At 61.3% G+C, this 19,703-nt stretch carries 22 protein-coding genes and 1 tRNA gene; 11 read left to right on the top strand and 12 right to left on the bottom strand.

Going from position 1 to position 19,703, the window contains the following annotated elements; genetic code table 11:
* The first annotated feature begins 103 nt into the window (after positions 1 to 103).
* A complete protein-coding gene (locus C482_RS09705) occupies positions 104 to 517 on the top strand; it encodes a helix-turn-helix domain-containing protein (protein ID WP_006167413.1) in 414 nt (137 codons plus the stop codon).
* A gap of 178 nt (positions 518 to 695) precedes the next feature.
* Here C482_RS09705 and C482_RS09700 read toward each other — a convergent pair whose 3' ends face one another.
* Both C482_RS09700 and C482_RS09695 read right to left on the bottom strand, forming a co-directional pair.
* On the bottom strand, positions 696 to 1,235 hold the full coding sequence (locus C482_RS09700) for a CBS domain-containing protein (RefSeq protein WP_006167411.1): 540 nt from the start codon (positions 1,233 to 1,235) through the stop codon (positions 696 to 698).
* A gap of 142 nt (positions 1,236 to 1,377) precedes the next feature.
* A complete protein-coding gene (locus C482_RS09695) occupies positions 1,378 to 1,731 on the bottom strand; it encodes a DUF555 domain-containing protein (RefSeq protein ID WP_006167410.1) in 354 nt (117 codons plus the stop codon).
* A gap of 382 nt (positions 1,732 to 2,113) precedes the next feature.
* On the opposite strand from C482_RS09695, the gene C482_RS21790 reads away from it, so the two are divergent.
* The 3 genes from C482_RS21790 (at position 2,114) to C482_RS09685 (ending at position 4,195) form a co-directional block, all read left to right on the top strand.
* Positions 2,114 to 2,284 carry a hypothetical protein gene (locus C482_RS21790; protein WP_006167408.1) on the top strand — a complete coding sequence of 57 codons (171 nt, stop codon included), beginning with the start codon at positions 2,114 to 2,116 and terminating at the stop codon, positions 2,282 to 2,284.
* A 207-nt stretch (positions 2,285 to 2,491) separates the two neighbouring features.
* The gene (gene psmB, locus C482_RS09690) at positions 2,492 to 3,223 is read left to right on the top strand and encodes an archaeal proteasome endopeptidase complex subunit beta (protein ID WP_006167406.1); all 732 of its coding nucleotides are present in this window, start codon (positions 2,492 to 2,494) and stop codon (positions 3,221 to 3,223) included.
* 225 nt (positions 3,224 to 3,448) lie between these two features.
* Positions 3,449 to 4,195 (top strand): DUF4013 domain-containing protein, encoded by a 747-nt coding sequence (locus C482_RS09685; RefSeq protein ID WP_006167405.1) that lies wholly within the window; start codon positions 3,449 to 3,451, stop codon positions 4,193 to 4,195.
* A gap of 158 nt (positions 4,196 to 4,353) precedes the next feature.
* Here the strand turns inward: C482_RS09685 and C482_RS09680 are convergent, their stop codons facing one another.
* From C482_RS09680 to C482_RS09660, 5 genes are all read right to left on the bottom strand, one after another.
* Positions 4,354 to 5,496: an ABC transporter ATP-binding protein gene (locus C482_RS09680; RefSeq protein ID WP_006167404.1), complete on the bottom strand. Its 1,143-nt coding sequence runs from the start codon at positions 5,494 to 5,496 to the stop codon at positions 4,354 to 4,356.
* A gap of 6 nt (positions 5,497 to 5,502) precedes the next feature.
* Positions 5,503 to 6,414: a carbohydrate ABC transporter permease gene (locus C482_RS09675; protein WP_006167403.1), complete on the bottom strand. Its 912-nt coding sequence runs from the start codon at positions 6,412 to 6,414 to the stop codon at positions 5,503 to 5,505.
* Positions 6,414 to 7,418, bottom strand: coding sequence for a carbohydrate ABC transporter permease (locus tag C482_RS09670; protein ID WP_006167402.1), 1,005 nt, complete (start codon positions 7,416 to 7,418; stop codon positions 6,414 to 6,416). Before C482_RS09670 ends, C482_RS09675 begins: the two co-directional genes overlap by 1 nt.
* 16 nt (positions 7,419 to 7,434) lie before the next feature.
* Complete coding sequence (locus tag C482_RS09665) at positions 7,435 to 8,763, bottom strand: ABC transporter substrate-binding protein (protein ID WP_006167401.1); 1,329 nt, start codon at positions 8,761 to 8,763, stop codon at positions 7,435 to 7,437.
* Between the two features lie 247 nt (positions 8,764 to 9,010).
* A complete protein-coding gene (locus C482_RS09660) occupies positions 9,011 to 10,168 on the bottom strand; it encodes a Gfo/Idh/MocA family protein (RefSeq protein WP_006167400.1) in 1,158 nt (385 codons plus the stop codon).
* Between the two features lie 354 nt (positions 10,169 to 10,522).
* Here C482_RS09660 and C482_RS09655 point away from each other — a divergent pair, with 354 nt between their 5' ends.
* Positions 10,523 to 11,233 (top strand): ThuA domain-containing protein, encoded by a 711-nt coding sequence (locus C482_RS09655; protein ID WP_006167399.1) that lies wholly within the window; start codon positions 10,523 to 10,525, stop codon positions 11,231 to 11,233.
* Positions 11,234 to 11,257: 24 nt separating this feature from the next.
* Here the strand turns inward: C482_RS09655 and C482_RS09650 are convergent, their stop codons facing one another.
* The 4 genes from C482_RS09650 to C482_RS09635 form a co-directional block, all read right to left on the bottom strand.
* Positions 11,258 to 12,544: a TIGR00341 family protein gene (locus C482_RS09650; RefSeq protein WP_006167398.1), complete on the bottom strand. Its 1,287-nt coding sequence runs from the start codon at positions 12,542 to 12,544 to the stop codon at positions 11,258 to 11,260.
* 150 nt (positions 12,545 to 12,694) lie between these two features.
* Positions 12,695 to 13,546, bottom strand: coding sequence for a translation initiation factor eIF-2B (locus C482_RS09645; protein ID WP_006167396.1), 852 nt, complete (start codon positions 13,544 to 13,546; stop codon positions 12,695 to 12,697).
* A gap of 45 nt (positions 13,547 to 13,591) precedes the next feature.
* Entirely contained in the window at positions 13,592 to 15,256 is a 1,665-nt protein-coding gene (locus C482_RS09640) for an MBL fold metallo-hydrolase (protein ID WP_049896608.1), read from the bottom strand.
* A 92-nt stretch (positions 15,257 to 15,348) separates the two neighbouring features.
* On the bottom strand, positions 15,349 to 15,726 hold the full coding sequence (locus tag C482_RS09635; RefSeq protein ID WP_006167392.1) for a DUF5783 family protein: 378 nt from the start codon (positions 15,724 to 15,726) through the stop codon (positions 15,349 to 15,351).
* 105 nt (positions 15,727 to 15,831) lie between these two features.
* On the opposite strand from C482_RS09635, the gene C482_RS09630 reads away from it, so the two are divergent.
* From C482_RS09630 to C482_RS09615, 4 genes are all read left to right on the top strand, one after another.
* On the top strand, positions 15,832 to 16,173 hold the full coding sequence (locus tag C482_RS09630; RefSeq protein ID WP_006167390.1) for a hypothetical protein: 342 nt from the start codon (positions 15,832 to 15,834) through the stop codon (positions 16,171 to 16,173).
* A 65-nt stretch (positions 16,174 to 16,238) separates the two neighbouring features.
* Complete coding sequence (locus C482_RS09625; RefSeq protein ID WP_006167389.1) at positions 16,239 to 17,315, top strand: Mrp/NBP35 family ATP-binding protein; 1,077 nt, start codon at positions 16,239 to 16,241, stop codon at positions 17,313 to 17,315.
* Entirely contained in the window at positions 17,312 to 17,581 is a 270-nt protein-coding gene (locus tag C482_RS09620; protein ID WP_006167387.1) for a hypothetical protein, read from the top strand. The genes C482_RS09625 and C482_RS09620 overlap by 4 nt, the downstream gene beginning before the upstream one ends.
* A gap of 92 nt (positions 17,582 to 17,673) precedes the next feature.
* The gene (locus C482_RS09615; protein ID WP_006167386.1) at positions 17,674 to 18,285 is read left to right on the top strand and encodes a uracil-DNA glycosylase; all 612 of its coding nucleotides are present in this window, start codon (positions 17,674 to 17,676) and stop codon (positions 18,283 to 18,285) included.
* Between the two features lie 22 nt (positions 18,286 to 18,307).
* Here the strand turns inward: C482_RS09615 and C482_RS09610 are convergent, their stop codons facing one another.
* Positions 18,308 to 18,532, bottom strand: coding sequence for a hypothetical protein (locus C482_RS09610; protein WP_049896607.1), 225 nt, complete (start codon positions 18,530 to 18,532; stop codon positions 18,308 to 18,310).
* A 168-nt stretch (positions 18,533 to 18,700) separates the two neighbouring features.
* Between C482_RS09610 and C482_RS09605 the strand changes: the two genes are divergently transcribed.
* Both C482_RS09605 and C482_RS09600 read left to right on the top strand, forming a co-directional pair.
* Positions 18,701 to 19,477, top strand: a complete 777-nt coding sequence (locus C482_RS09605; protein WP_006167383.1) for a hypothetical protein — start codon at positions 18,701 to 18,703, stop codon at positions 19,475 to 19,477.
* Between the two features lie 40 nt (positions 19,478 to 19,517).
* Positions 19,518 to 19,601, top strand: a tRNA-Ser gene (locus tag C482_RS09600).
* The last annotated feature ends 102 nt before the right edge of the window (positions 19,602 to 19,703 follow it).

Below are 19,703 nucleotides of genomic sequence, written 5' to 3'. Positions count from 1 at the left end.
CTTTTGCAACGACTCTTCGGGGGTGGTTGACTCTAAGGTAAGTTACTCCAGAGTAGTTCACTCCAGGGTAAACTACTTGGTGATACAGTCCGTAGGCCGTTGTATGAGTACCCGGCTTGGGACCGCCGAGGGGTCGAACGCGCGCGAACTCCTCCACTTCGTCACCCAACAGACCCGGTTTGCACTGCTCACGAACATCGTTCAACACCCAGAACAACTGCCCTCGATGTACGAACTCGAGCAGTTGAACCCGAGCGTGAGTGAGGCAACCGTCTACAAACACGTCCAGAAACTGATCGATGTCGGCGTCGTTCGCGAGGTCACCCTCCCCGAAGACGAGCGCCAACAGGGCTACCCCTGGAAGTTCTACGCACTCACCGACGACGGCCGACAGTTCCTCGACGAGCACAACGTCCTCGCCGCAGAGGAAACCCTCCAGCAACTGTACGAGACCATCTCCGACAAACCGGAGAAAATGATCCGCTACGAAAACGCGCCGCGACCTGCACTCGAGTAGACAGTAGCCGTCCGGGTGGTCCCACGAGCCCACGAGCCCACGAGCCCACGAGCCCACGAGCCCACGAGCCCACGAGCCCACGAGCCCACGAGCCCACGAGCCCACGAGCCCACGAGCCCACGAGCCCACGAGCCCAAGCGTTCAAGTTCCGGGCCTTAGAACCGCAGAATCATAGAACTCAGGAGAACCGCGACGCAACGTCTGCCTCAGTGATGATCCCAACCGTTTCGCCCGCTTCTGTGATCATCACGGCCTTGTAATGTTCCAGCAGGTTGCTGATCTCGTCGAGCGTCGCATCCTTCGACACCGTCGGGAAACTCTCGCTCATGTGGTCTGCGATTGGCTCGTCGCGGGCCGCCGAGTCGAGATGAACCAGATCGCTCTGGCTGATCGAGCCAACTGGAATGCCGTCCTGGATGACGGCAAGCTGGGAATAGGCCTCCTCTTCCATCTTTCGCGCCGCTTCCTTGACTGGATCATCCGGCGTCACGTTCACGACGGCTTCGTTCATCAGGTCGTCCGCGCGAACCACGTCGCTCTCTGCCTTCTCGAGTGCGTTGACGATTCGACGCAGCGTCGAGAGGCGCGGATCGACGTCGCCGCCCTCGATACGGGCGATCAGCGGCTGAGATACGTCTGCCGTCTCGGCGAGTTCGCTCTGGGTCAACCCGAGGTCGGTCCGTCGCTGGCGCAGATCTGCAGGGGTTGGTAGCTCCATAGCAGCCAATAACCAGGGGTTATAGAAAGAGCTTTGGGTGAGTGTGGTTCTTCCCGGCCGACGAGTGTCGACCGCCATCTCTCGTCACCCAGTCTTCTGCAATTCGCTCTGACGGGAGATACGACGGCTGTGACCGCGTCCGTTACTCGTCGTCCGGCGTTTCGATGATTTCGACGACCGACAACGGCACGTCGCGCAGTGCGCCGCCGATTTCGCTCTTTGCGATACGTGAGGCGTGTTCTTCGCTGTCGGCGTTGAACACTTCCATCTCGAGTGCCAGGCCGACGAGTGCGGTCTGGGCCGCGACGAACGCGGAGTCGAACGGTTCGTTGCAGGCCGGACAGCCCGTCGCGCCGACTTCGACCTCGACGTAGTCCATATTCTCGCTGTTGAGTCGCTTTCCGGCTTCGCTCACTGCGACACCGATTGCGTCGTCAATCGAATCGACGTCACGAACGAGCCACGCTGCTTCCATCGCGACGAGATAGTTGCCCATACATCGTGGTCGGTCCGGGGGGTTTCTTGTCTTGCGGTTCGTCCGCGCCTCTGCGGTGGCGATCCTGGCGTGAATCGTCACGCACACTCGCATGCAACCTACAGACATGGTTCAATAACACATGGCAAAGACAAACATGGGAAAGGCGCGCCGACGAGCGCGCACGGCAACGAAATGGCCTCCATAAGTTATGCAAATTCAGCGTATCGATTGCTGTCTGCATAGCCAGATTTCGACTCGAGTACACCCTGAGTTTGGCCGAGCACAACCTTCCTTGAATCGCATGACTGCGTCGACCCGATTCAACATACACAATCATTATGAAAGTTAGAAATAACGAACCTTTATATATTGCCCCCGTCTGAGCCACGGCTGAACGCTGATGATCTCCCGCGTGTACCACGCAACGCTGTTCGCGCTGTACCAACTGTGCATCATGGTTGGCATCGTTGCCATGCCACTCGCCATCGCCGCCCGCCAGGCCGGAATTACGCTCCCGGTCCACCGCCTCATCGACACCGTCGAGAACGCCTACGAGGGCGCACAGCACTGATCGGGTACTAACACTGCACTCGTTTTGCGGCCGCATGCAACTCAATCTGGAGCGGTGTGGCTGGTTTGAGTGCTGAACCACACGGTGGTGTGAGCCTTGTCCCTCGCAGTCGACGGCGAACACGGTGGCAAACAGGCCGGCACACAAACCGGAAACAAGGATGATGACCGCCGATGTTTTATATTGTGCCGGTCGTAACGTTCGTCAATGCGAGCACCACAGCATAATTCGGACTTCTCCCGGACGGTCGATCAGCTGGCCGACGACCCGAACCCCTACGAGCCGGAGGTCGGCGCGATGCCCCAGAGCGAGTTTTCGCGCGCAGATCTCGACAACGTGAACAAGACGGGGACGACGACGATCGGCATCTCGACTGCGGACGGCGTCGTCATCGCGACGGACATGCGCGCAAGCCTCGGCGGGCGCTTCGTCTCGAACAAGAACGTCCAGAAGGTCGAACAGATTCACCCGACCGGCGCGCTGACGATGGTCGGTAGCGTCGGCGGTGCGCAGTCGTTCATCGGCAGCCTTCGTGCCGAGGTCAACCTCTATGAAGCCCGCCGCGGCGAGCCGATCAGCATGGACGCACTCGCGACCCTCGCCGGCAACTTCGCCCGCGGCGGTCCGTTCTTTGCAATCCATCCGATTCTGGGCGGCGTCGACGAGGAAGGCAGTCACGTCTACAGCATCGACCCAGCCGGCGGTGTCATGGAAGACGACTACACCGTCACCGGCTCCGGGATGCAACTCGCCTACGGTCTGCTCGAGCAGGAGTTCGAAGAGGACCTCTCGAACGACGAGGCGACGACGATCGCCGCGCGTGCGATCAAGTCGGCCGCAGAGCGTGACACCGGCTCCGGTAACGGTGTCTTCCTCTGTGAGATCACCGACGAAGGCGTCGACATTCACGGCCACCACGACTTCGACGAAGTCGTCTAAGCCGTTCCCCATCTGTTCGGGTTGATCGACTTTCAGCAAACACCCTTTCTCGCAGCCGTTACTCGGTGCTGACCCATGTGTATCGTGTCCTTTCAGCGGTCACCACACTCGTGGTGTCACACCCGTCCGGGATACCCTCACCTCTCCCTTTCTTACGAGGCAGATCGACACTGTCAGCGACGGGAGTTACAATCGTTATACGGTCCGAGTGCACAGATGAACGTAATGGCGAGCCGACTGCACGACGGTCTTACGTTCCCCTTTCGGGGCGACCACACCCTTGACCTGTTCGCGGTCGGTGGCCTGTTCGGACTGCTGACAGCAATCGCTGTCCAACTCGCCGTCGCACTCGGCGCGTCGAATCCACTTCTTGCACTCCCGTTCGTGGCAGTCGCGACGACGACAATGATCGCGCTGCTTGGCTACCTCGGGCGCGTCTTCGCAACGACGGTCGCAGCCGACGACACGCCACCGTCGTTTCGCCCGCTGCGTCCGTTGTTCGACACTGGCTGTCGGCTCCTCGTGATCACACTGGGGTACCTCACCCTCGTCGCCGCACTCGTCGGCACGACGATTACCCTCCTCACACGGCTGCCGATCACACCGGACTCCATCGACTTCGGCGGATTGCTGCTGTTCTTTGGCCTCTCGACAGTCGCACTCGTTGCCGTCCTCCTCGTCGGTTACACTGTCCCAATTGTCATCGGGAGGCTCGCAACCGATGCCTCGGCTCACTCATCGCTGCCACTCGACGACGGCGAAACACACAGCTATCGCACAATCCTCGCTCACGGCGGCTACTGGGTCTCCTGGCTGTTCGCGGCCCTCGTCGTTGTCCCCGGCTGGGCGTTCCTCATCATAGCCCTCTCGAGTGCGACTGCGCTCGGCGTCGTTGCGGTTTTCGTCGCGTTCTACGCACACGTCGTGGCGACGCGACTTGCGGCCGACGGCTATCGTCGGGCACTCGAGTAGCGGGTAGTGTGTAGCGATAGTGCGTGACGGGTAGCAGTAACACGCCGAGCACGAGTCACTAACAACGCTATTCCTTGTGCCCCGTCTGAGAAACCTGCGACGGCACAAAACGATTCCAGTCGCGACGACGATTCGTTAGCCCGAGTCGGAGTTGCCGTTCAGAACTGCGCCTCGGCAACCGCCGTGGGCTCGAGTGTTCGATTGCGAAGCGCGCGCCCGCTCGAACGATCGAAGAGGTGGATTGCCTCCTCTGGAATGTGTGCGACGACCGACTGTCCGGCCTCGACGCGGTTCATCCCGTCAATCGTGGCGACGAACGACTCGGCGTGCTTGTCCCCGAAGGTCAGGTAGACGTTGTTCTCGTTACCCATCGGTTCGACGACGTCGACGGTCGTCTCGTAGCTGTGTTCGTCGCTTCCAGTTGAGCGAAGCTCGATGTCTTCAGGACGAACGCCGAGCACGAGGTCGTCGTGCTCGCCGAGCGCGGCCACCGTCTCGTCGGCCAGGTCGTATCTGAACTGGTCGGTGACGAGTTGCGTGCCGTCGCGACGCGCGTCGAAGAAGTTCATCGACGGTTCGCCGATGAAACTCGCGACGAACAAGTTCGCAGGCTCGTGGTAGCACTCAAGCGGTGTCCCGACCTGCTGAAGCTCACCGTCGTTCAGGATGGCGATCTTGTCGGCCATCGTCATTGCTTCCGTCTGATCGTGTGTGACGTAGATGGTTGCGACATCGAGGTCCTCCTGCAGGCGCTGGAGTTCGGTTCGCATTTGCGCGCGAAGCTTTGCGTCCAGATTCGAGAGCGGTTCATCGAGCAGGAAGACTTCCGGATCGCGGACGATTGCGCGTCCGAGTGCGACTCGCTGTTGTTGTCCGCCGGAGAGATCGTCGGGCTTTCGCTCGAGGAGGTCGCCGATGCCGAGCATCTCCGCCGCGGATTCGACCGTCTCCGTGATTTGCGTGGCTGGCATGTCGGTCGACTCCTCGAGTCCGAACGACATGTTCTCGCGGACGGTCATGTGCGGGTACAGCGCGTAGGACTGGAACACCATAGCGATGTCCCGTTCTTTCGGTTTCATTTCGTTGACGACCGTGTCACCGAGTCGAATCTGGCCGGAACTAATCGATTCTAGACCGGCGACCATGCGCAGGGTCGTCGATTTCCCACAGCCGGAGGGTCCAACGAGGACGAGAAACTCTCCGTCCTCGATCGTGAGCGATACGTCGTCGACGGCGGTGATTTCGTTGCCGTCGCGTTCGGTGAACACCTTGGTTACGTCGTCGAGTTGTAAGTCTGCCATCTGTGATCACATCGTCTGTCCTTTCGCGAACTGTTCTCCGAAGAGGATATACACCAGAATTGTCGGCAACGCCGCGATGAACGCACCAGCCATCTGGACGCTGTAGTCAGTCGCCATCGACCCTGCGAGCGCGTTCAACTCGAGTGTGACGACGTAGTTCGCCCGGTTGCTGAGCAGGACGAGGGCGAACAGGAAGTCGTTCCAGATCTGGGTGAACTGGTAGATCAGTGTGACGGCGAACATCGGGATCGAGAGCGGCAACACGATCTTGCGGTAGATTCGTGCGAGACTCGCCCCGTCGAGGCGGGCGGCCTCGATGAGTTCGCCGTCGAGGGTCTGGTAGTACGACCGGAACAGGATTGTACAGATCGGGATCCCGTAGGCGACGTGCGTGATCAGTAGTTCGACCAGTTCGCCGCGCGGGTGGATCTGTGAGAGTCCGACCATCGACCAGAACTGTCGCAGCGGCACGAGCACTGCCTGATACGGGATGAAGACCGCAGCGAGGAACAGGACGAGCACGAGCGCCTGCCCACGCCAGTCGACCTTCGTCAGGCCGTAGGCAGCGAGGCTGCCGAACAGTGCGGAGAGGACGGCGGCCGGGATCGTCAGTGCGAAGCTGTTGAGCATCGCGAACGCGAGTTCGCTGGCGGCCGTGAGCCAGGGGTCGACGGTGAAGCCGTCGATCGGTGGCTGAAGCGGCGATGTCTCACGGTAGGCATCCTGGGACTTGAACGCAGTTGTCAGGCCGCTGTACAGCGGTGAGAGGTATGCCGCAACGAGTGCCAGTAGTCCACCGTAGAGGGCGATCCTGCCGGGTGAGAGTCGTGCAAGGTGCCCCTGGGTTTCGTCGTTGTCGTCACCGTCACCGTTGACATCGTCTTCGGGTTCGGGTTCCGTTGTGGTATCTGCTGTCATCAGAGTGCACCTCGCTTGTACTGCGTGTACGCGTACGGGCCGATGATCGTCAGTGCGAGTGCGAACAGCACAACGGCGATCGCTGCACCGTAGGCCCACTCGCTGGCCGAGAACGCCTCGCGGTACATCGTCACCGCAAGGATGTCAACCGACCGGCCGGGGTTCGTCCCGAACATCACGTAGATGAAGTCGAACGCCTTGAGTGCGAACACCATCAGGACGACCGTCGCGCCGACAGTCGACGACCGAAGCTGTGGGATGATCACGCGCCAGTACAGCTTCAGCGTCGATGCGCCGTCGATCCGTGCGGCCTCGTAGTGGTCGTCAGGAATCGACCGGAGCCCTGCGAGGTAGACGATCATACAGTAGCCGCTGAACTGCCAGATGAGCGCGACGATAACCGCGGCGAGTCTGAACCGCGGATCGCCGAGCCAGTCGTAAGCAAGTGCCTCCAGGCCGATACCGTGGAGTGCCGTATTGATCAGTCCGTCCGGATCAGCGTACATCCACGACCAGAAGATCGCCGTCACGACGAACGACAGCGCCATCGGCAGCAGGTAGATCGTCCGGAACGTGCTCTCGAAGCGGATCTTCCGATCGACGAGCAGCGCGAGTCCCAGTCCGACCACCAGCGAGGCGCTGGTGAACGCGATCAGCAAGGCGACCGTGTTCCGCAGCGACGCGATGAAGTCTTGATCCGCCGGCATCTGGCGGTACATCTCGAGTGTGAAGTTCGTGTAGTCGGGTTGGCCGAGTCCGGACCAGCCGGTGAACGAGATGACGACGTTCCAGGCGATCGCGCCGTAGACGAACAGCAAAACGAGCGCCGTCGGCGGCAGCCAGAACGGCATCGACTCGACGAAGTCGCTTCGCCGGAGTCGGTCGACGAGGCCACCGCGTTCGTCAGCATCGGCCTCGACTCCAACCCCAGTTCCGGTTTCAGCGTCGGCTGTCGCCGTCGAGAGCGGGTTGAGCCGTCGAAGAGAGTTACGTAACGAATCCATAGCCTAGTGGACAATCCTACTGGAAGCTGTTGACGAGATCGTCGTAGGTCTCGTCGACGTCCCAGTTGTCGATGAAGTTCGCGAACGCGCCCTCGATGTCGGTCTGCGTGGCCGGGGCCACTGCGAGCCCGTGTGCGATCGACGGCGGCTGGTCGGTCGACTCCTGGAAGTCAGCCATCTGATCCTGCAGGAACGGCGTGAACGCCTCGTCCGAGACATCTGTTCGCGGCGGGATCGATCCTTTGTGCTGGTTGAACCGTTCCTGTGCCTCCGGCGTGGCCGCATACTGGAGGAAGCGCAGGGTCGCGTTCGGCGACGGGTTGTGCTTCGGGAAGACGAACGAGTCCATGTTCAGCGCGTACATCTCCTCGGTCCCTGGGAAGGCAACGTGGTCCCAGTTCGCGCCGTACTCGAGATCGTCGTCAGCTTCGTACTCGCCGGCGGCCCAGTCGCCCTGGTGGAAGAAAGCGGCCTCGCCGCTGTTGATGTAGTTGCTCGCGTCGTCCCAGTCGTTCATGGAACTCGCGTCCTCGTTGAAGTACTCGCTGTAGTCGACGACGAGGGTGAGTGAGTCGCGAATTTCGTCCTCGTTCTCCTCGACGTTGCCGTCGATGAACGACTCGTAGACGTCGACGCCGTACTCGCCGAGGAGCACCTGCGCCCACAGTTGGAGCGTCGACCACGCGGAGGCTGTCTGCTGGGCCATGCCGACGTAGCCAGCGTCGTTGACGGCCTCCATCGCCTCGAGCAGTTCACTCGGGCTGTCGATCGACTCGGGGTCGACGCCGCTGTCCTCGACGACGTCGACGTTGTAGAAGAGGTTGTTCAGTCGGTGGATGTTGATCGGCACGGCGACGAACTCGCCGTCGGGACGGGAAACATCGACTGGTCCGTCATGGTAGGCCTCGCGCATCTCGTCGTCCCAGACGTTGCCGTCGATATCGTAGAGCAGATCTTCCTCGGTGTAGTCGGTGAGTGCCTGTCCGGGCCACACTTGGAACGTGCTCGGCGGGTTCTGGTCGACGACGCGATTACGGATGTCCGCCTCAAGTGCGCTGCCTGCACCACCAGGCGAGGGCGAAGAATCGATCTCGATGTCAGGATACTCCGCTTCGAAGCCCTCGACGAGTGCCTCAAAGGCGTCTTCTTCTCCCCCAGCTGTCCACCAGTGGCCGACCTCGACCGCCTGATACTCCTCGGGGTCCTCCTCAAGGAGGTTTTCCAGCGGCTCCGCGTCGTCTCCCCCACTGAGACAGCCCGCGATAGCGGCCAGACCGACCGCACCGGTTGCCTGTAGTACCGTCCGCCGTGATCGGCCAGTTTTGTTAGAATTCTTTCGAATCATAGTCAATTCTTCTCACAGTGGGTGACTCGTATGTGTGGTAATAAGACCTTTGGTGGAGATTCACAACAGTAACTCAGTGTAGAGTTACTCTGGAGAGCAGCGTCACTCCCCTGCAACCGTCGCGCGCGAATCGACGACCGTTCGTAACATCACGGCGAAGATGACTCTCTCATACTGTTCAACAGTCTCAGTTGCTCACCAGCCTGTACGATGCGTGGCGGAAAATCAGCACCAATGTCAGCGTCTGTCAGTCGTCCGCTCCAACCTCTGCCTCGAGTTCACTTTCCTGCTCGTGTTTCTCGCCGGTACTCGAGTGGGCACCAGCGACAGACTCGACCGGCTCAGAGCGACCGCTTTCGCTCGAGCGGTAGATGGCATCGATGACGCGCTGGACGACGAGCGCTTCGTCGATGGTGTTCGTCGTCGGTTCGGAGGCCCTTGCGACGGTGGTGAGGAACCGCTCGTCTTGTTCTTTGTAGCCGGTTAGGGTTGTATCGCCGGTGAACTGGGTGTCGGTGTAGTGGTCGCCACCGGCCGAACTTGCACCGAGGAGTTGCATGTTGGTGTCACCGATATCGAACTGGGCACCGGCTTCGGTGCCGCGGATGCGAAAGTCCATGCTCTCTTCGCGGTTAGTCGCCCAAGCAGCTTCGAGCGAGATTGTCTGTCCGTCGGCACACCGGATGAAGGCGCTGACGGAATCGTCGACCTCGTACGTCTCTGCGCTTGCGTCCCAGTTGTCACCGAAGCCTTCGGGATCGGCGTACTCCTCCTGTGCGCCGAAGGTCGTCCGTGCGACGCCGGAGACCTCAGTGATTTCGGGGAAGTCGAGCGCGTAGAGGGCGAGGTCCAGCGCGTGGACGCCGATGTCGAGCAGCGCACCGCCGCCGGAGAGATCCTCGTTAGTGAACCACGAGCCGGGTCCGGGGACGCCGCGTCGGCGAACGTAGTTGGCCTCGATGTGAGTCAATTCACCGAAGCGCCCGCGCGAGTGGTGTTCCTCGAACATCGTCATCGAGGCCGCGTGGCGGTTGTGGAAGCCAACCATGCAGAAGCCGTCTGCCTTGGCTTCGGCCTCGGCAATTCGCTCTGCACTATCGAGTGTGTGTGCCAGCGGTTTCTCGACGAGCACGTCACAGCCCGCCTCGAGTGCGTCGATGGTGATCGGTTCGTGAAAGCGGTTTGGCGTTGTGACGATCACGGCGTCGACCGCGTCGTCGACGACAAGTTCTTCATGGGTTTCGTAGGTTTCCGCGCCGAATTCGGCGGCGAAGTGCTCCCGTTGCTCGGGAACCAGATCGGCACCCGCGACGACTGTCGCACCGAGTTCTGTGACGTTTCGTGCGTGGTGGTTGCCCATGCCACCGAGACCGACGATGCCGACACCGACATCGGTGCCGATCACCGACGATCACCTCGCCGGTTCTGGTACATCCAACACCGGCGATGTGAGCAGGATGGTGAGAGCGTCCAGCCAGAAGCCGTCGCAAACGATGGTATTCGAAGCCTGTCCCAGTCCATAGAGAGACGCAGTCAGCAATCAAAATAAGAGTTGTGACCGATTAATCTCCCGGATTACGCTGTGAGTCCATGCGCGTGATAGGTTTTATGTGATATAGAGTACCAGGCTGTCGTGACGTAAATGCGATGACAGCGACGTGGTTCCTTGTACTCGCTCCATACCCTCTGAAAACAACCAACCAGACGGGGTCTTCTGGGGACCACGCGAGCTAAGGGACCGGCAGTGGTCGGTTGTCTCATGCGAACGATTACGATCTGGAACGAGTTCCGACACGAGCGCGAGGACGACGAGGCCGCGGCCATCTATCCAGATGGAATTCACGAGGCGCTTGCCGAAATATTCCGAAGTGAGGAGACAGCCGCCGAGTACGAGGTCCAGACGGCGACGCTTGACGAACCTGAGCACGGACTCACCGAGGAGGTTCTCGATGGGACAGATATCCTGCTCTGGTGGGGCCACGAAGCTCACGATGAGGTCGCAGCCGAAATCGTCGACCGCGTTCAAGAGCGGGTACTCGAGGGCATGGGATTACTCGCCCTACACTCGGCACACTACTCGAAGATATTCAAGCGACTCATGGGAACGACCTGCAGCCTTCAGTGGCGCGAGGACGGCGCGACTGAGCGACTGTGGGTGGTCGACCCCGGGCATCCGATCACGGACGGGCTTGAGGAGTGTATCGAGTTGCCGGAGACGGAGATGTACGGCGAACCCTTCGACGTGCCCGAACCGGACAAACTGGTCTTGACGAGCTGGTTTGAGGGCGGCGAGGTGTTCCGAAGCGGCTGTTGTTACCGCCGTGGCAGTGGCCGCATCTTCTATTTCCGGCCGGGACACGAGACGTATCCAATCTACGAGAACAAGGAGATTCAGCAGGTCCTGCGAAACGCCGTCGAGTGGGTGAGTCCGCGCGAAGGAGCACCGCGGTCGTTCGGCGAGCGGGCATAGGTGGGGCGAATTGAGTACGGCCGGTCAGCCGCTTCGCTGCGTATCCACCAGTTCAGTCGCGACCTCGAGTTGGGTTCCCGTCGCCGACTCGAGTCGCTCGCGCACGACCTCGGCAAAGTCGGGTGACTCCGTCTCGCCGGGCGGGCGCTCGACGAGCACGGTGACTGCGGGCTGGTCACCGGTGTAGACGTCGATCAGTTCGTACTGGACGGTGACCTCCTGAAAGACAAGGTCACCGAATTCGGGGTCGTCACTCATGTCCGCGAGTTCGGTCTGAACATCGTGCTCGACGGACGCGGTCTGGTAGGTGCCATAGGTGACGCCGCCGAGGACGAGCGAAAGGACGGCGATTACGACAACGAGCACGGTGACACGCGCGCGCAGCCGACCGTAGACGCGGTCGAGACTGCCGGTGCGCTGTGGCCGGTAGCCGGAAAACCAGAGCAACAGCAAGGCAGTGAGGTTGATCGAGAGCAGGTTAATCAGAACGAGGGTGCCGGCGGTAACGACGACTTCAGGATGTCCCCAGGCGATTCCAAGTCCTGCCGTCGCAGCAGGCGGGATGAGTGCAACTGCAATCGCGACGCCGACCAACACCGAGCCGACGTCTCGGATGAGACTGATGACGCCCGCGATACCGGAACCGAGTGCGAGAAAGAGGGCAAGTACGTTCGGCGTGATCCGCTCTTGAATCTGCGGGACGGTCGTGATATCGAATCCCGGCGGGAGCAACACCGTCCCCCGGAGTAGCCAGCCGAGTATTGCGGCAGTCGCGACGGCAGCGAGCAGGCCGACGACCTGCAAGATGACTCCTCGCTGTGCGAGGTCATCGTCGTCGACGACTACGCCGACACTCGCTGCGAGCGCGGGTCCCATCAACGGGGCGACGACCATCGCACCGATGATCGTCGCTGCGGAGTCAAGCAGCAGGCCGGCCGTCGCGATAATTGTGCTGACGATCAACAGGACGTAGTAGGTAGAGGTCGCGGGGGCGAGGCCAACCGCCTGTGCCTGTAACTCCTCACGAGAGATTCGGGTACCGGTGAATCGGCCATGAAGATCGTCAGTACGTTCCGAAACAACGGTCTCTGCAGCCGTCACGACAGTATAGGAGGCGTCAGCTAACCCTGCATCTCTAAACTCGGCAACGAGCGGTTCCACACCGGCCGGCGGTACCGGAATCGAGACGAGTGCCTCGAACTCGTCGTGACTCGTCTCCGCCGACACGGCATAATCGAACCCAGCCGCGTCGGCTGTCTCGAGTACGAGATCTAACTCCCCCTCTGGGACAAATACTTGGACGAGACGCATACTACCAGTAAGACGGACAGTGACATAGGCTGTCGTCACGAGATCGTGACTGTCAGCCCCAGAGAAGGGTGTGACAGAGCAGAACGGTTGGATAGATGGGAGAATGGAACCGGTGGTCCATCAAAACGAGTGGAACCAAGGCCCAGTCAATCAGAACGTCTGTCGCCCCTCGTCCGTAATCACGCTCTCGAGTAGCGACACTGGCGTCGCGTCGTAGGCCGGATTCCGTACGTCGAATCCTTCGGCGGGTTCGGGCATGACCTCGCTGGCCGAGCGGAACTCGTTTTCGAAGACAAAGCCCTCCGTAATCAGCTTCGAGGCCGAGCCGAGCACCGTCACCGGCACATCGAGTTCGTTCGCCGTCGTCGCGATCGGAAACGTGCCGACGCGGTTGTAGAGCGTATCCTCGACGATACAGTCCATCCCGACGATCACGCGGTCACACTCTTTTAAATAGTAGCCGTTCGCGCTGTCCGTGATCAGTGTCGGTTCGACGCCGTCGAGATCCGCGAGTTGGCGGACCGTCTTGCGACCGATGTAGCGGGGCCGGGCCTCGGTGACGTAGACCTCGAAGGTCTTGCCCGCGGCCGTCGCCTGCTCTAACGCCTCGAGAACGGTCGAGGAGTAATCGTGCGTCAGCAGCGTCGCGCCGTCAGCGAGGTGCTCAACTGCGTTCTCCGCGGCGCGATCCTTGGCGGACTCGACCCGCGAGACGACAGTATCGATCTGCTCTTGGGTCAGTTCCTTGGCCTCCTCGACGGTCTCGGGGTCGGCGTCGGTGACGTTCGTGACGACCTCTCGGACCGCGTTCTGGAGCGAGGCGTGCGATGGGTTCGCCCGCCGGAGCACCGAGCCGTTGCGCTCGAGTGCGCGGACGTACTCCTCGGCAGTTGCGAACTCGCGATCGAGCAGGTCCTCGAGTGCGCGCGTCGCGTTTACCGCGACTACCGAGGAGCTGTGCGTCTGCATGTCCTGAATCTCCTCGACCGTCTCGTCGATCATACCTGCAAGGATTCTCGTAAGCGCAAAAGGTGTTCCGGGTGGTGTTCATCGCGGCGGTGACTGACACCCGGCTGTCTGTGATTCACCCTCAATCCTCTGATCCGGAATCGAGATGTCGATCACTTGTCCAGGGCGGAGCTCCGTTTGCTCGAGGAGGTGGAGTACGGTTTCGCCGTCACCATCACCGAGAACGCGGGCGGGGATCGCCTTCGTCGCTTCGTCGCCACTCGATGTATCGTGCTCTCGAGTGCCGGCAGCCGGTTCACCGGCGTTGGGTTCGTGCTCAGTTTGGGAGGCAGACCCGGTTGCACCCTCGTCGTACGGGTTCGAAATCGGGAACGCAAACATCGATTCGATCGCCTCGACATCGATGCCCTCGGCCTGGAGGTCGACACGCGTGCGACCGATAGAGAGTTCATTTGCCGGTGTTGAGAACGAGTGGGTCTGCTGGGCGTTCCACTGCTTCTGTCGGATTCTCCTCGCCGTCACCTCGCCGATCCATTCCGGGGCGTTCCACTCGTTGTCTTCGTAGAGAACGTGTTCATTTCGGTCGTCGACACCCCATGTAAAGCAGCGATCGTATCGTCGCTGAAACGTTCTGAGTCCATACCGGTTCGCGTGTTTGACGATAACTTGCTTCGGAGCCAATCCACGAACGAGGTCGTCGATCACGTCCACCGACGGATGGTTACTCACTTCGAAATAGTGTGTCGTACAGTTCGCGTTCGACACTGCATCGGCGCTCCCTGCCGTGAGTTGGACGAACACGTCGGCCGGCTCGTCGTGGATTTCGATCAATAGTCGTTTCGCGCTCCCCGTCGTCGGATCGTCTGGACCACCAATGGTAATCGCTCCGTGGTCGAGGACAGTCGACGCCTGATCGAACACTTCACGCGTCTCGATGCCAGGAATGTCGAGCGCCAGTGCGTCGTAGACTCGTGCCGTTTGCCCGACGAGTGTTATCGGCAGTTGGCGGTCGAGATCCGTCGCGATCTGCGCGAGCAAGACGGCGTACTGAACGCCAGTCAACGAACTCGTGGCGAGAACAACGCGTGACCCGCCGTATGCCCGCTCGAGAATCGTCCGGACCGCTTTATTTCGTGTCTCGACGGTGTCGTCACTCGTCGGAACGTTGAGAAAGACAGCGTCGATATCGAACGGATACGAGCGAGCCAGTGGCGGGTATCCGGCACAGGGCTGCGTCGTGAAATCGCCCGTCACGAGGATGTGCTGGTCCGTCGGCTGCAACGTACTGTCGGTTGCGCCTGATCCAGATCCGTCCCGAAATCGAAGCAAAAATCCTGCCCCGCCAGGAGTGTGCCCGGCGGGAACAGGTCGGACATCGAGGCTGTCGAGAAGGGATACCCAGCCGTCGATCGGTTCGACCGCCTCGAGGGCGGCAGTAACGTTCCCAAGATCGTTGTCCTTCTGCGCTTCGGGTAGCGACTGCTCGAGAACCGCCGCGGTTGCGGGTGACGTGTAGATGGGTGCGCTGTGGCGAACGTTCTTGCCGAGAGTTCGGTAATGGTCTATGTGTGCGTGCGTGAGGAGAATCGCGTTAAGATACTCGTCGGGACCGAGCAGCCGATCTAGGTCGACTCCGCCGCCCGAGTCGATGAGTATACAGGCATGCGTCTCACCATCAGTGAACCGAAGAAGCGTCGATTCGTTCCCCTGTTTTGGATTCGCATTCTGGTAGGAGACGCGCATCATCCTGACTGATAATTCTTCTGGCTGTTAAGTATGACCAATTGTACTACAAGACACCGTCCTATTTTCGTGCGAGTTAAAACGGACCCCCCTCACCGCTCACTGCGTTCGAACCCGAATATCCGCCGCAACTCACCGTCGATCCGATCGGTGAACTTGGAGAGGACGGCCTCGAACTGCTCGTCATCAGCGCCGACGGAACCGGCCCGTTCTCTCGGATTCTCGGGGAGATTGATGCTGAATTCGCCGTCTCCCTCGTAGATCGGCTCGCTCTCGCTCAACACCTGTCGGTCGATCGCGCGCAGCACCTCGGAGTCGACCCGGCCGTGCAGTTGCTGGTAGGCGTTCGAGTAGGCCGTCTCGAGTTCCTCGAAGTAGTAGACGTACTTCTCTTCGAACTTTTCGGGATCGAACTCGGTTTCGATCCCGGTTTCGGAGTCTGTTCCGATTTCGTCCTCGCGCTCAGTCATAGACAGTCCTGAGAGCGCCAGCCGGTAAACGATTCGGCTCCGCTATCGTTGCACAACGACAACGGCGACCGCACGCTTACGGTTCCTGGTGCCCTAGAACCGCTAATGACGGCTCCACCTTCGATCACCGTCCGGTACACCTGTCCCTACTGCGACGCCGTCCACAGCATCGAGCGCGGTCCCGACCTCGCGGATCGCTCGGTCACGAAACACTCACAGCCGGGCTGGGAGTACGCTACTCCGGACGACGATTTCGAAACCCGCGAGGCCGCCGACGGTATCGCGTTCATCTGCGGCGAGGAGGTCCCTGTCACCAATCTCATGGAAGAGCCGATCGAGGGCTGTAGTCGGCCGTTCTACCTCAACTTCGTGCGCTTCGAGCAAGGCGTCGAACTCGATCCGGATCCGCCGACGTACGGCGGTCCGCGGTTCGATTTCAGCCCGTAGCAAAGCAGGACGGCGGTTGCGCCGGTGAACACAACCCTTTTCGACGCCCGGAAGTACCTTCGCACATGGACGAAGCCGCCGTTCGCGACCGTCTCCGATCGGTCGAGGATCCCGAACTCGGCGACGACATCGTCTCCCTCGGACTGATCAACGAGATTACCGTCGAAGGCGACACAGTCGACATCGATCTCGCACTTGGTGCACCCTACTCGCCAACCGAATCCGATATCGCCGCCGAGATTCGCCGCCTACTCGAGGGTAAGGGTCTCGAACCGGACCTCTCCGCGAGCATCCCCGACCGAGACGACTTCGAAACCGACGAACAGGTGCTGCCGAACGTCAAGAACATCATCGCCGTCGCCTCCGGGAAGGGCGGCGTCGGCAAGTCGACCGTCGCGGTCAACCTCGCGGCCGGCCTCTCCCAACTCGGCGCGCGCGTCGGCCTCTTCGACGCCGACATCTACGGGCCGAACGTGCCGCGGATGGTCGACGCCGACGAGCCGCCGATGGCGACCGAGGACGAGACACTCGTCCCGCCGGAGAAGTACGGCGTGAAGCTGATGAGCATGGCATTCCTCACCGGGAAGGACGATCCGGTCATCTGGCGCGGCCCGATGGTCCACAAGGTCATCACGCAGCTGACGGAGGACGTCGAGTGGGGCCACCTCGACTACCTCGTCGTCGACCTCCCGCCGGGGACCGGCGACACGCAGCTAACGATGCTCCAGACCATGCCCGTGACGGGCGCGGTCATCGTCACGACTCCGCAGGACGTGGCGCTCGACGACGCCCGGAAGGGACTCGAAATGTTCGCCAAACACGACACCGTCGTATTGGGCATCGCCGAGAACATGTCGACGTTCGCCTGTCCCGACTGCGGCGGCGAGCACGATATCTTCGGCTCCGGCGGCGGCAAGGAGTTCGCCGAAACCCACGAGATGCCGTTTCTGGGCTCGATCCCGCTCGATCCTGCGGTTCGGGAGGGCGGTGACGGCGGCCAGCCGACAGTGCTCGACGACGACAGCGAGACGGGCGATGCACTCCGAACGCTCACCCAGAACGTGGCGAACAACACGGGAATCGTCCACCGGCAGGGCGTCTCCCAGAGCCGACAGCACGACACGCCGTCGCTGGATCAATGACGGGGACTGAAGACACAGCGGTACTGACGGACGGCGGCGAAAGCGCCGATGAGGGCGAGTTTGCCCCAGACCCAGAGCGCGTCGAACGCATCCGCGCCGTCGCCGACGACGTCCGCGGCGACTCGAGTGAGAGCAAGCAACTCGCGAACATCCTCTACCGAACTAGCGACCTCTACGACGAGGCCGAAGACACGTCTCCGGAGGAAATCATCCGCAACGTCAAGTTCATTCTCGAGGTCAACGAGCGCGGCGGTCTGGGTCGCTGACCCACTACAGTGGCAGTCGCGGCGTTTTTAGTCTCGCCACTCGAGTACCCGCTGTGGACGCGAATCAGCAAACGTGGGCGAATCCGTTTAGCATGGACGAGGAGTGTCGGAACTGTCCGTCACTCTGCGAGACACGCACGCAGGTCGTCCACGGCTACGGCGATGTCGGCGCGGACTTCCTGTTTGTCGGCGAGCGGCCGACCGCGGCGGCCGACGAGACGGGGATTCCGCTGGTGACCCGATCGTCGGATGGAGACACAGACTCCGAGACAGATCTCCGTCGCATCCTCGAACGTCTCGCGCTCTGCGATGCGACCTCGCCCGCAGATCGGCCCGCACTCGAGAACGTGTACTTGACGAATCTCACGCGCTGTCGCGATCCGGAGCGGTCGCCGACCGACGAGGAGATTGACACCTGCGAGCCCTACCTCAACGCCGAGATTCGGATGATCAACCCCGAGATTCTGATCCCGATTGGCGAGCGCGCGCTGGCCGAACTCGGGACCGAGTACACCACGACGCCTGCGAACGAGTTGACGCTGCCCGATGCACACGCGACGACGATCCGCGGCCGTGGCTTCGAACTGGTTCCGATGATCGATCCGCGCGAGCAGTCACAGGACCAGACGCAGGCGTGGGTCGAGCACTTCGCGTCGCTGATGGCGTCGGATTATCGCCAGACGAAGGGTCGGCAGGAACGGTAAGAACGGGCGAGAAGGCGCTATACTACCAGTACGGATTCTGCCGCCAGCGCTTCGAGCGCGCGCCGACAACAACCAACACTCCCACGACAACCACCGTGAGCCCGAGCGTCGCAATCGTCGGCACAAACAACGCACCGGGGGACTCGAGTAGGTAGCCAGTGACGAATCCGTAGACGCCGAGGACGGCCAGCACGCCGACGGACAGCGCGCCGAGCAGTCCCGGAATCATAAGTGATCGAGTAGCCATATGCGAGTGCACAGACTCCACGATTATAATACGTCCGAGTTTTGCGGTGCTGTCGTGTTATGAGTCCGTTCGATATGTCCTGTTCCAGATTACTCTGGCAGGATATATCGCTGACAGAGCGCCCAGCAAAACGCCGCGTTCAAGAGTTCACGGCTCCGACCACCGCACATGATCGTCGTCGTTCCCGTCGACCCGCCGCGCCCGGGACTCGTGCTGTCGTCGCTCGTTGAATCGACACCATTCACCGACTCCGACGCCGTCGCGCTCTACGAAGCCGCCGTCACCGATACACTCCGCGCTGCCGAGCAAAGCGGCGGCGAGGTACTGCTCAACTACCGCGACGAGGACACACTTCCCGCCGAGTTCGTCGACGAAGACGCCGACACCGAAGCCGCAGTCCGAACGCTCGCTGCGGATGCACTCGAGTCGGTCGCCGCTGCCGACAGTGCAGACGACGACACTACCCCCGTCCGATTCGAACGCCAGGTCGGCTCCACACACGCAGCGCGCATCGGCAACACCGTCACCCACCTTCTCGAGCGCGAGGGGGCTGACGCCGTGGGGGTACTCGAGCCGACGGTGCCGCTGGTCGCCCGGACCGAAATCGACGGGGCGGCGATGTCGCTGCGCCGCCACGACACCGTGATCGGTCCGTCATCGAACGGCCGGGCGTACTTCGCGGGCTTCAGCGACCCGATCGATTTCACCGACGCCTACGAGACGCCCTCGGTATCGACGCTTGCGACGCAGGCAGCCGCTGCAGACCACAGAATCGGATTTGCACCGATGCTCCCGACGATCGGGACCGAGACGGGGTTGTGCGCGACGCTCGCGATGCTCGAAGCCCGCGAACAGGCCGGGCGATTGAATGCAGAGGCGACAGCAGCGGTCGTGTCTGACCTGGGACTTTCGGTTGGCGATGACGAGCAACTCGAGCGGTCGTAACCGATAACCCTTTTTGAACGCACGAGGAAGACGCATGTGAGGTGGGGTGGCAGAGCGGCCCAACGCGCCTGCCTTGAGAGCAGGTGGCTGTCAAGCCTCATGGGTTCAAATCCCATCCCCACCGTTTTCCGCGAACAACAACGACGAGCGAAGCGAGGAGTCTGTGAGCGGAACACGTCACGTTGGGATTTGAATTACGGAACGAGGGAGCACTGCGACCGAAGTT

The organism is Natrialba chahannaoensis JCM 10990 (assembly GCF_000337135.1).
GTDB lineage: Archaea > Halobacteriota > Halobacteria > Halobacteriales > Natrialbaceae > Natrialba > Natrialba chahannaoensis.
Note: the sequence above shows the minus strand (reverse complement) of the source record. Positions and strands in the feature narration are given on the sequence as shown.

Bases quoted from the DNA above. Each gene is read 5' to 3' on its own strand.
- C482_RS09610 (WP_049896607.1), bottom strand. From the start codon at position 18,532: ATGGCTACTCGATCACTTATGATTCCGGGACTGCTCGGCGCGCTGTCC.
- C482_RS09665 (WP_006167401.1), bottom strand. From the start codon at position 8,763: ATGATTCGAAAGAATTCTAACAAAACTGGCCGATCACGGCGGACGGTA.
- C482_RS09615 (WP_006167386.1), top strand. From the start codon at position 17,674: ATGGACGAGGAGTGTCGGAACTGTCCGTCACTCTGCGAGACACGCACG.
- C482_RS09705 (WP_006167413.1), top strand. From the start codon at position 104: ATGAGTACCCGGCTTGGGACCGCCGAGGGGTCGAACGCGCGCGAACTC.
- C482_RS09645 (WP_006167396.1), bottom strand. From the start codon at position 13,546: ATGATCGACGAGACGGTCGAGGAGATTCAGGACATGCAGACGCACAGC.
- C482_RS09695 (WP_006167410.1), bottom strand. From the start codon at position 1,731: ATGGGCAACTATCTCGTCGCGATGGAAGCAGCGTGGCTCGTTCGTGAC.
- C482_RS09630 (WP_006167390.1), top strand. From the start codon at position 15,832: ATGACGGCTCCACCTTCGATCACCGTCCGGTACACCTGTCCCTACTGC.
- C482_RS09685 (WP_006167405.1), top strand. From the start codon at position 3,449: ATGGCGAGCCGACTGCACGACGGTCTTACGTTCCCCTTTCGGGGCGAC.
- C482_RS09700 (WP_006167411.1), bottom strand. From the start codon at position 1,235: ATGGAGCTACCAACCCCTGCAGATCTGCGCCAGCGACGGACCGACCTC.
- C482_RS09675 (WP_006167403.1), bottom strand. From the start codon at position 6,414: ATGACAGCAGATACCACAACGGAACCCGAACCCGAAGACGATGTCAAC.
- C482_RS09635 (WP_006167392.1), bottom strand. From the start codon at position 15,726: ATGACTGAGCGCGAGGACGAAATCGGAACAGACTCCGAAACCGGGATC.
- C482_RS09680 (WP_006167404.1), bottom strand. From the start codon at position 5,496: ATGGCAGACTTACAACTCGACGACGTAACCAAGGTGTTCACCGAACGC.
- C482_RS09670 (WP_006167402.1), bottom strand. From the start codon at position 7,418: ATGGATTCGTTACGTAACTCTCTTCGACGGCTCAACCCGCTCTCGACG.
- psmB (WP_006167406.1), top strand. From the start codon at position 2,492: ATGCGAGCACCACAGCATAATTCGGACTTCTCCCGGACGGTCGATCAG.
- C482_RS21790 (WP_006167408.1), top strand. From the start codon at position 2,114: ATGATCTCCCGCGTGTACCACGCAACGCTGTTCGCGCTGTACCAACTG.
- C482_RS09605 (WP_006167383.1), top strand. From the start codon at position 18,701: ATGATCGTCGTCGTTCCCGTCGACCCGCCGCGCCCGGGACTCGTGCTG.
- C482_RS09625 (WP_006167389.1), top strand. From the start codon at position 16,239: ATGGACGAAGCCGCCGTTCGCGACCGTCTCCGATCGGTCGAGGATCCC.
- C482_RS09655 (WP_006167399.1), top strand. From the start codon at position 10,523: ATGCGAACGATTACGATCTGGAACGAGTTCCGACACGAGCGCGAGGAC.
- C482_RS09620 (WP_006167387.1), top strand. From the start codon at position 17,312: ATGACGGGGACTGAAGACACAGCGGTACTGACGGACGGCGGCGAAAGC.
- C482_RS09650 (WP_006167398.1), bottom strand. From the start codon at position 12,544: ATGCGTCTCGTCCAAGTATTTGTCCCAGAGGGGGAGTTAGATCTCGTA.
- C482_RS09640 (WP_049896608.1), bottom strand. From the start codon at position 15,256: ATGCGCGTCTCCTACCAGAATGCGAATCCAAAACAGGGGAACGAATCG.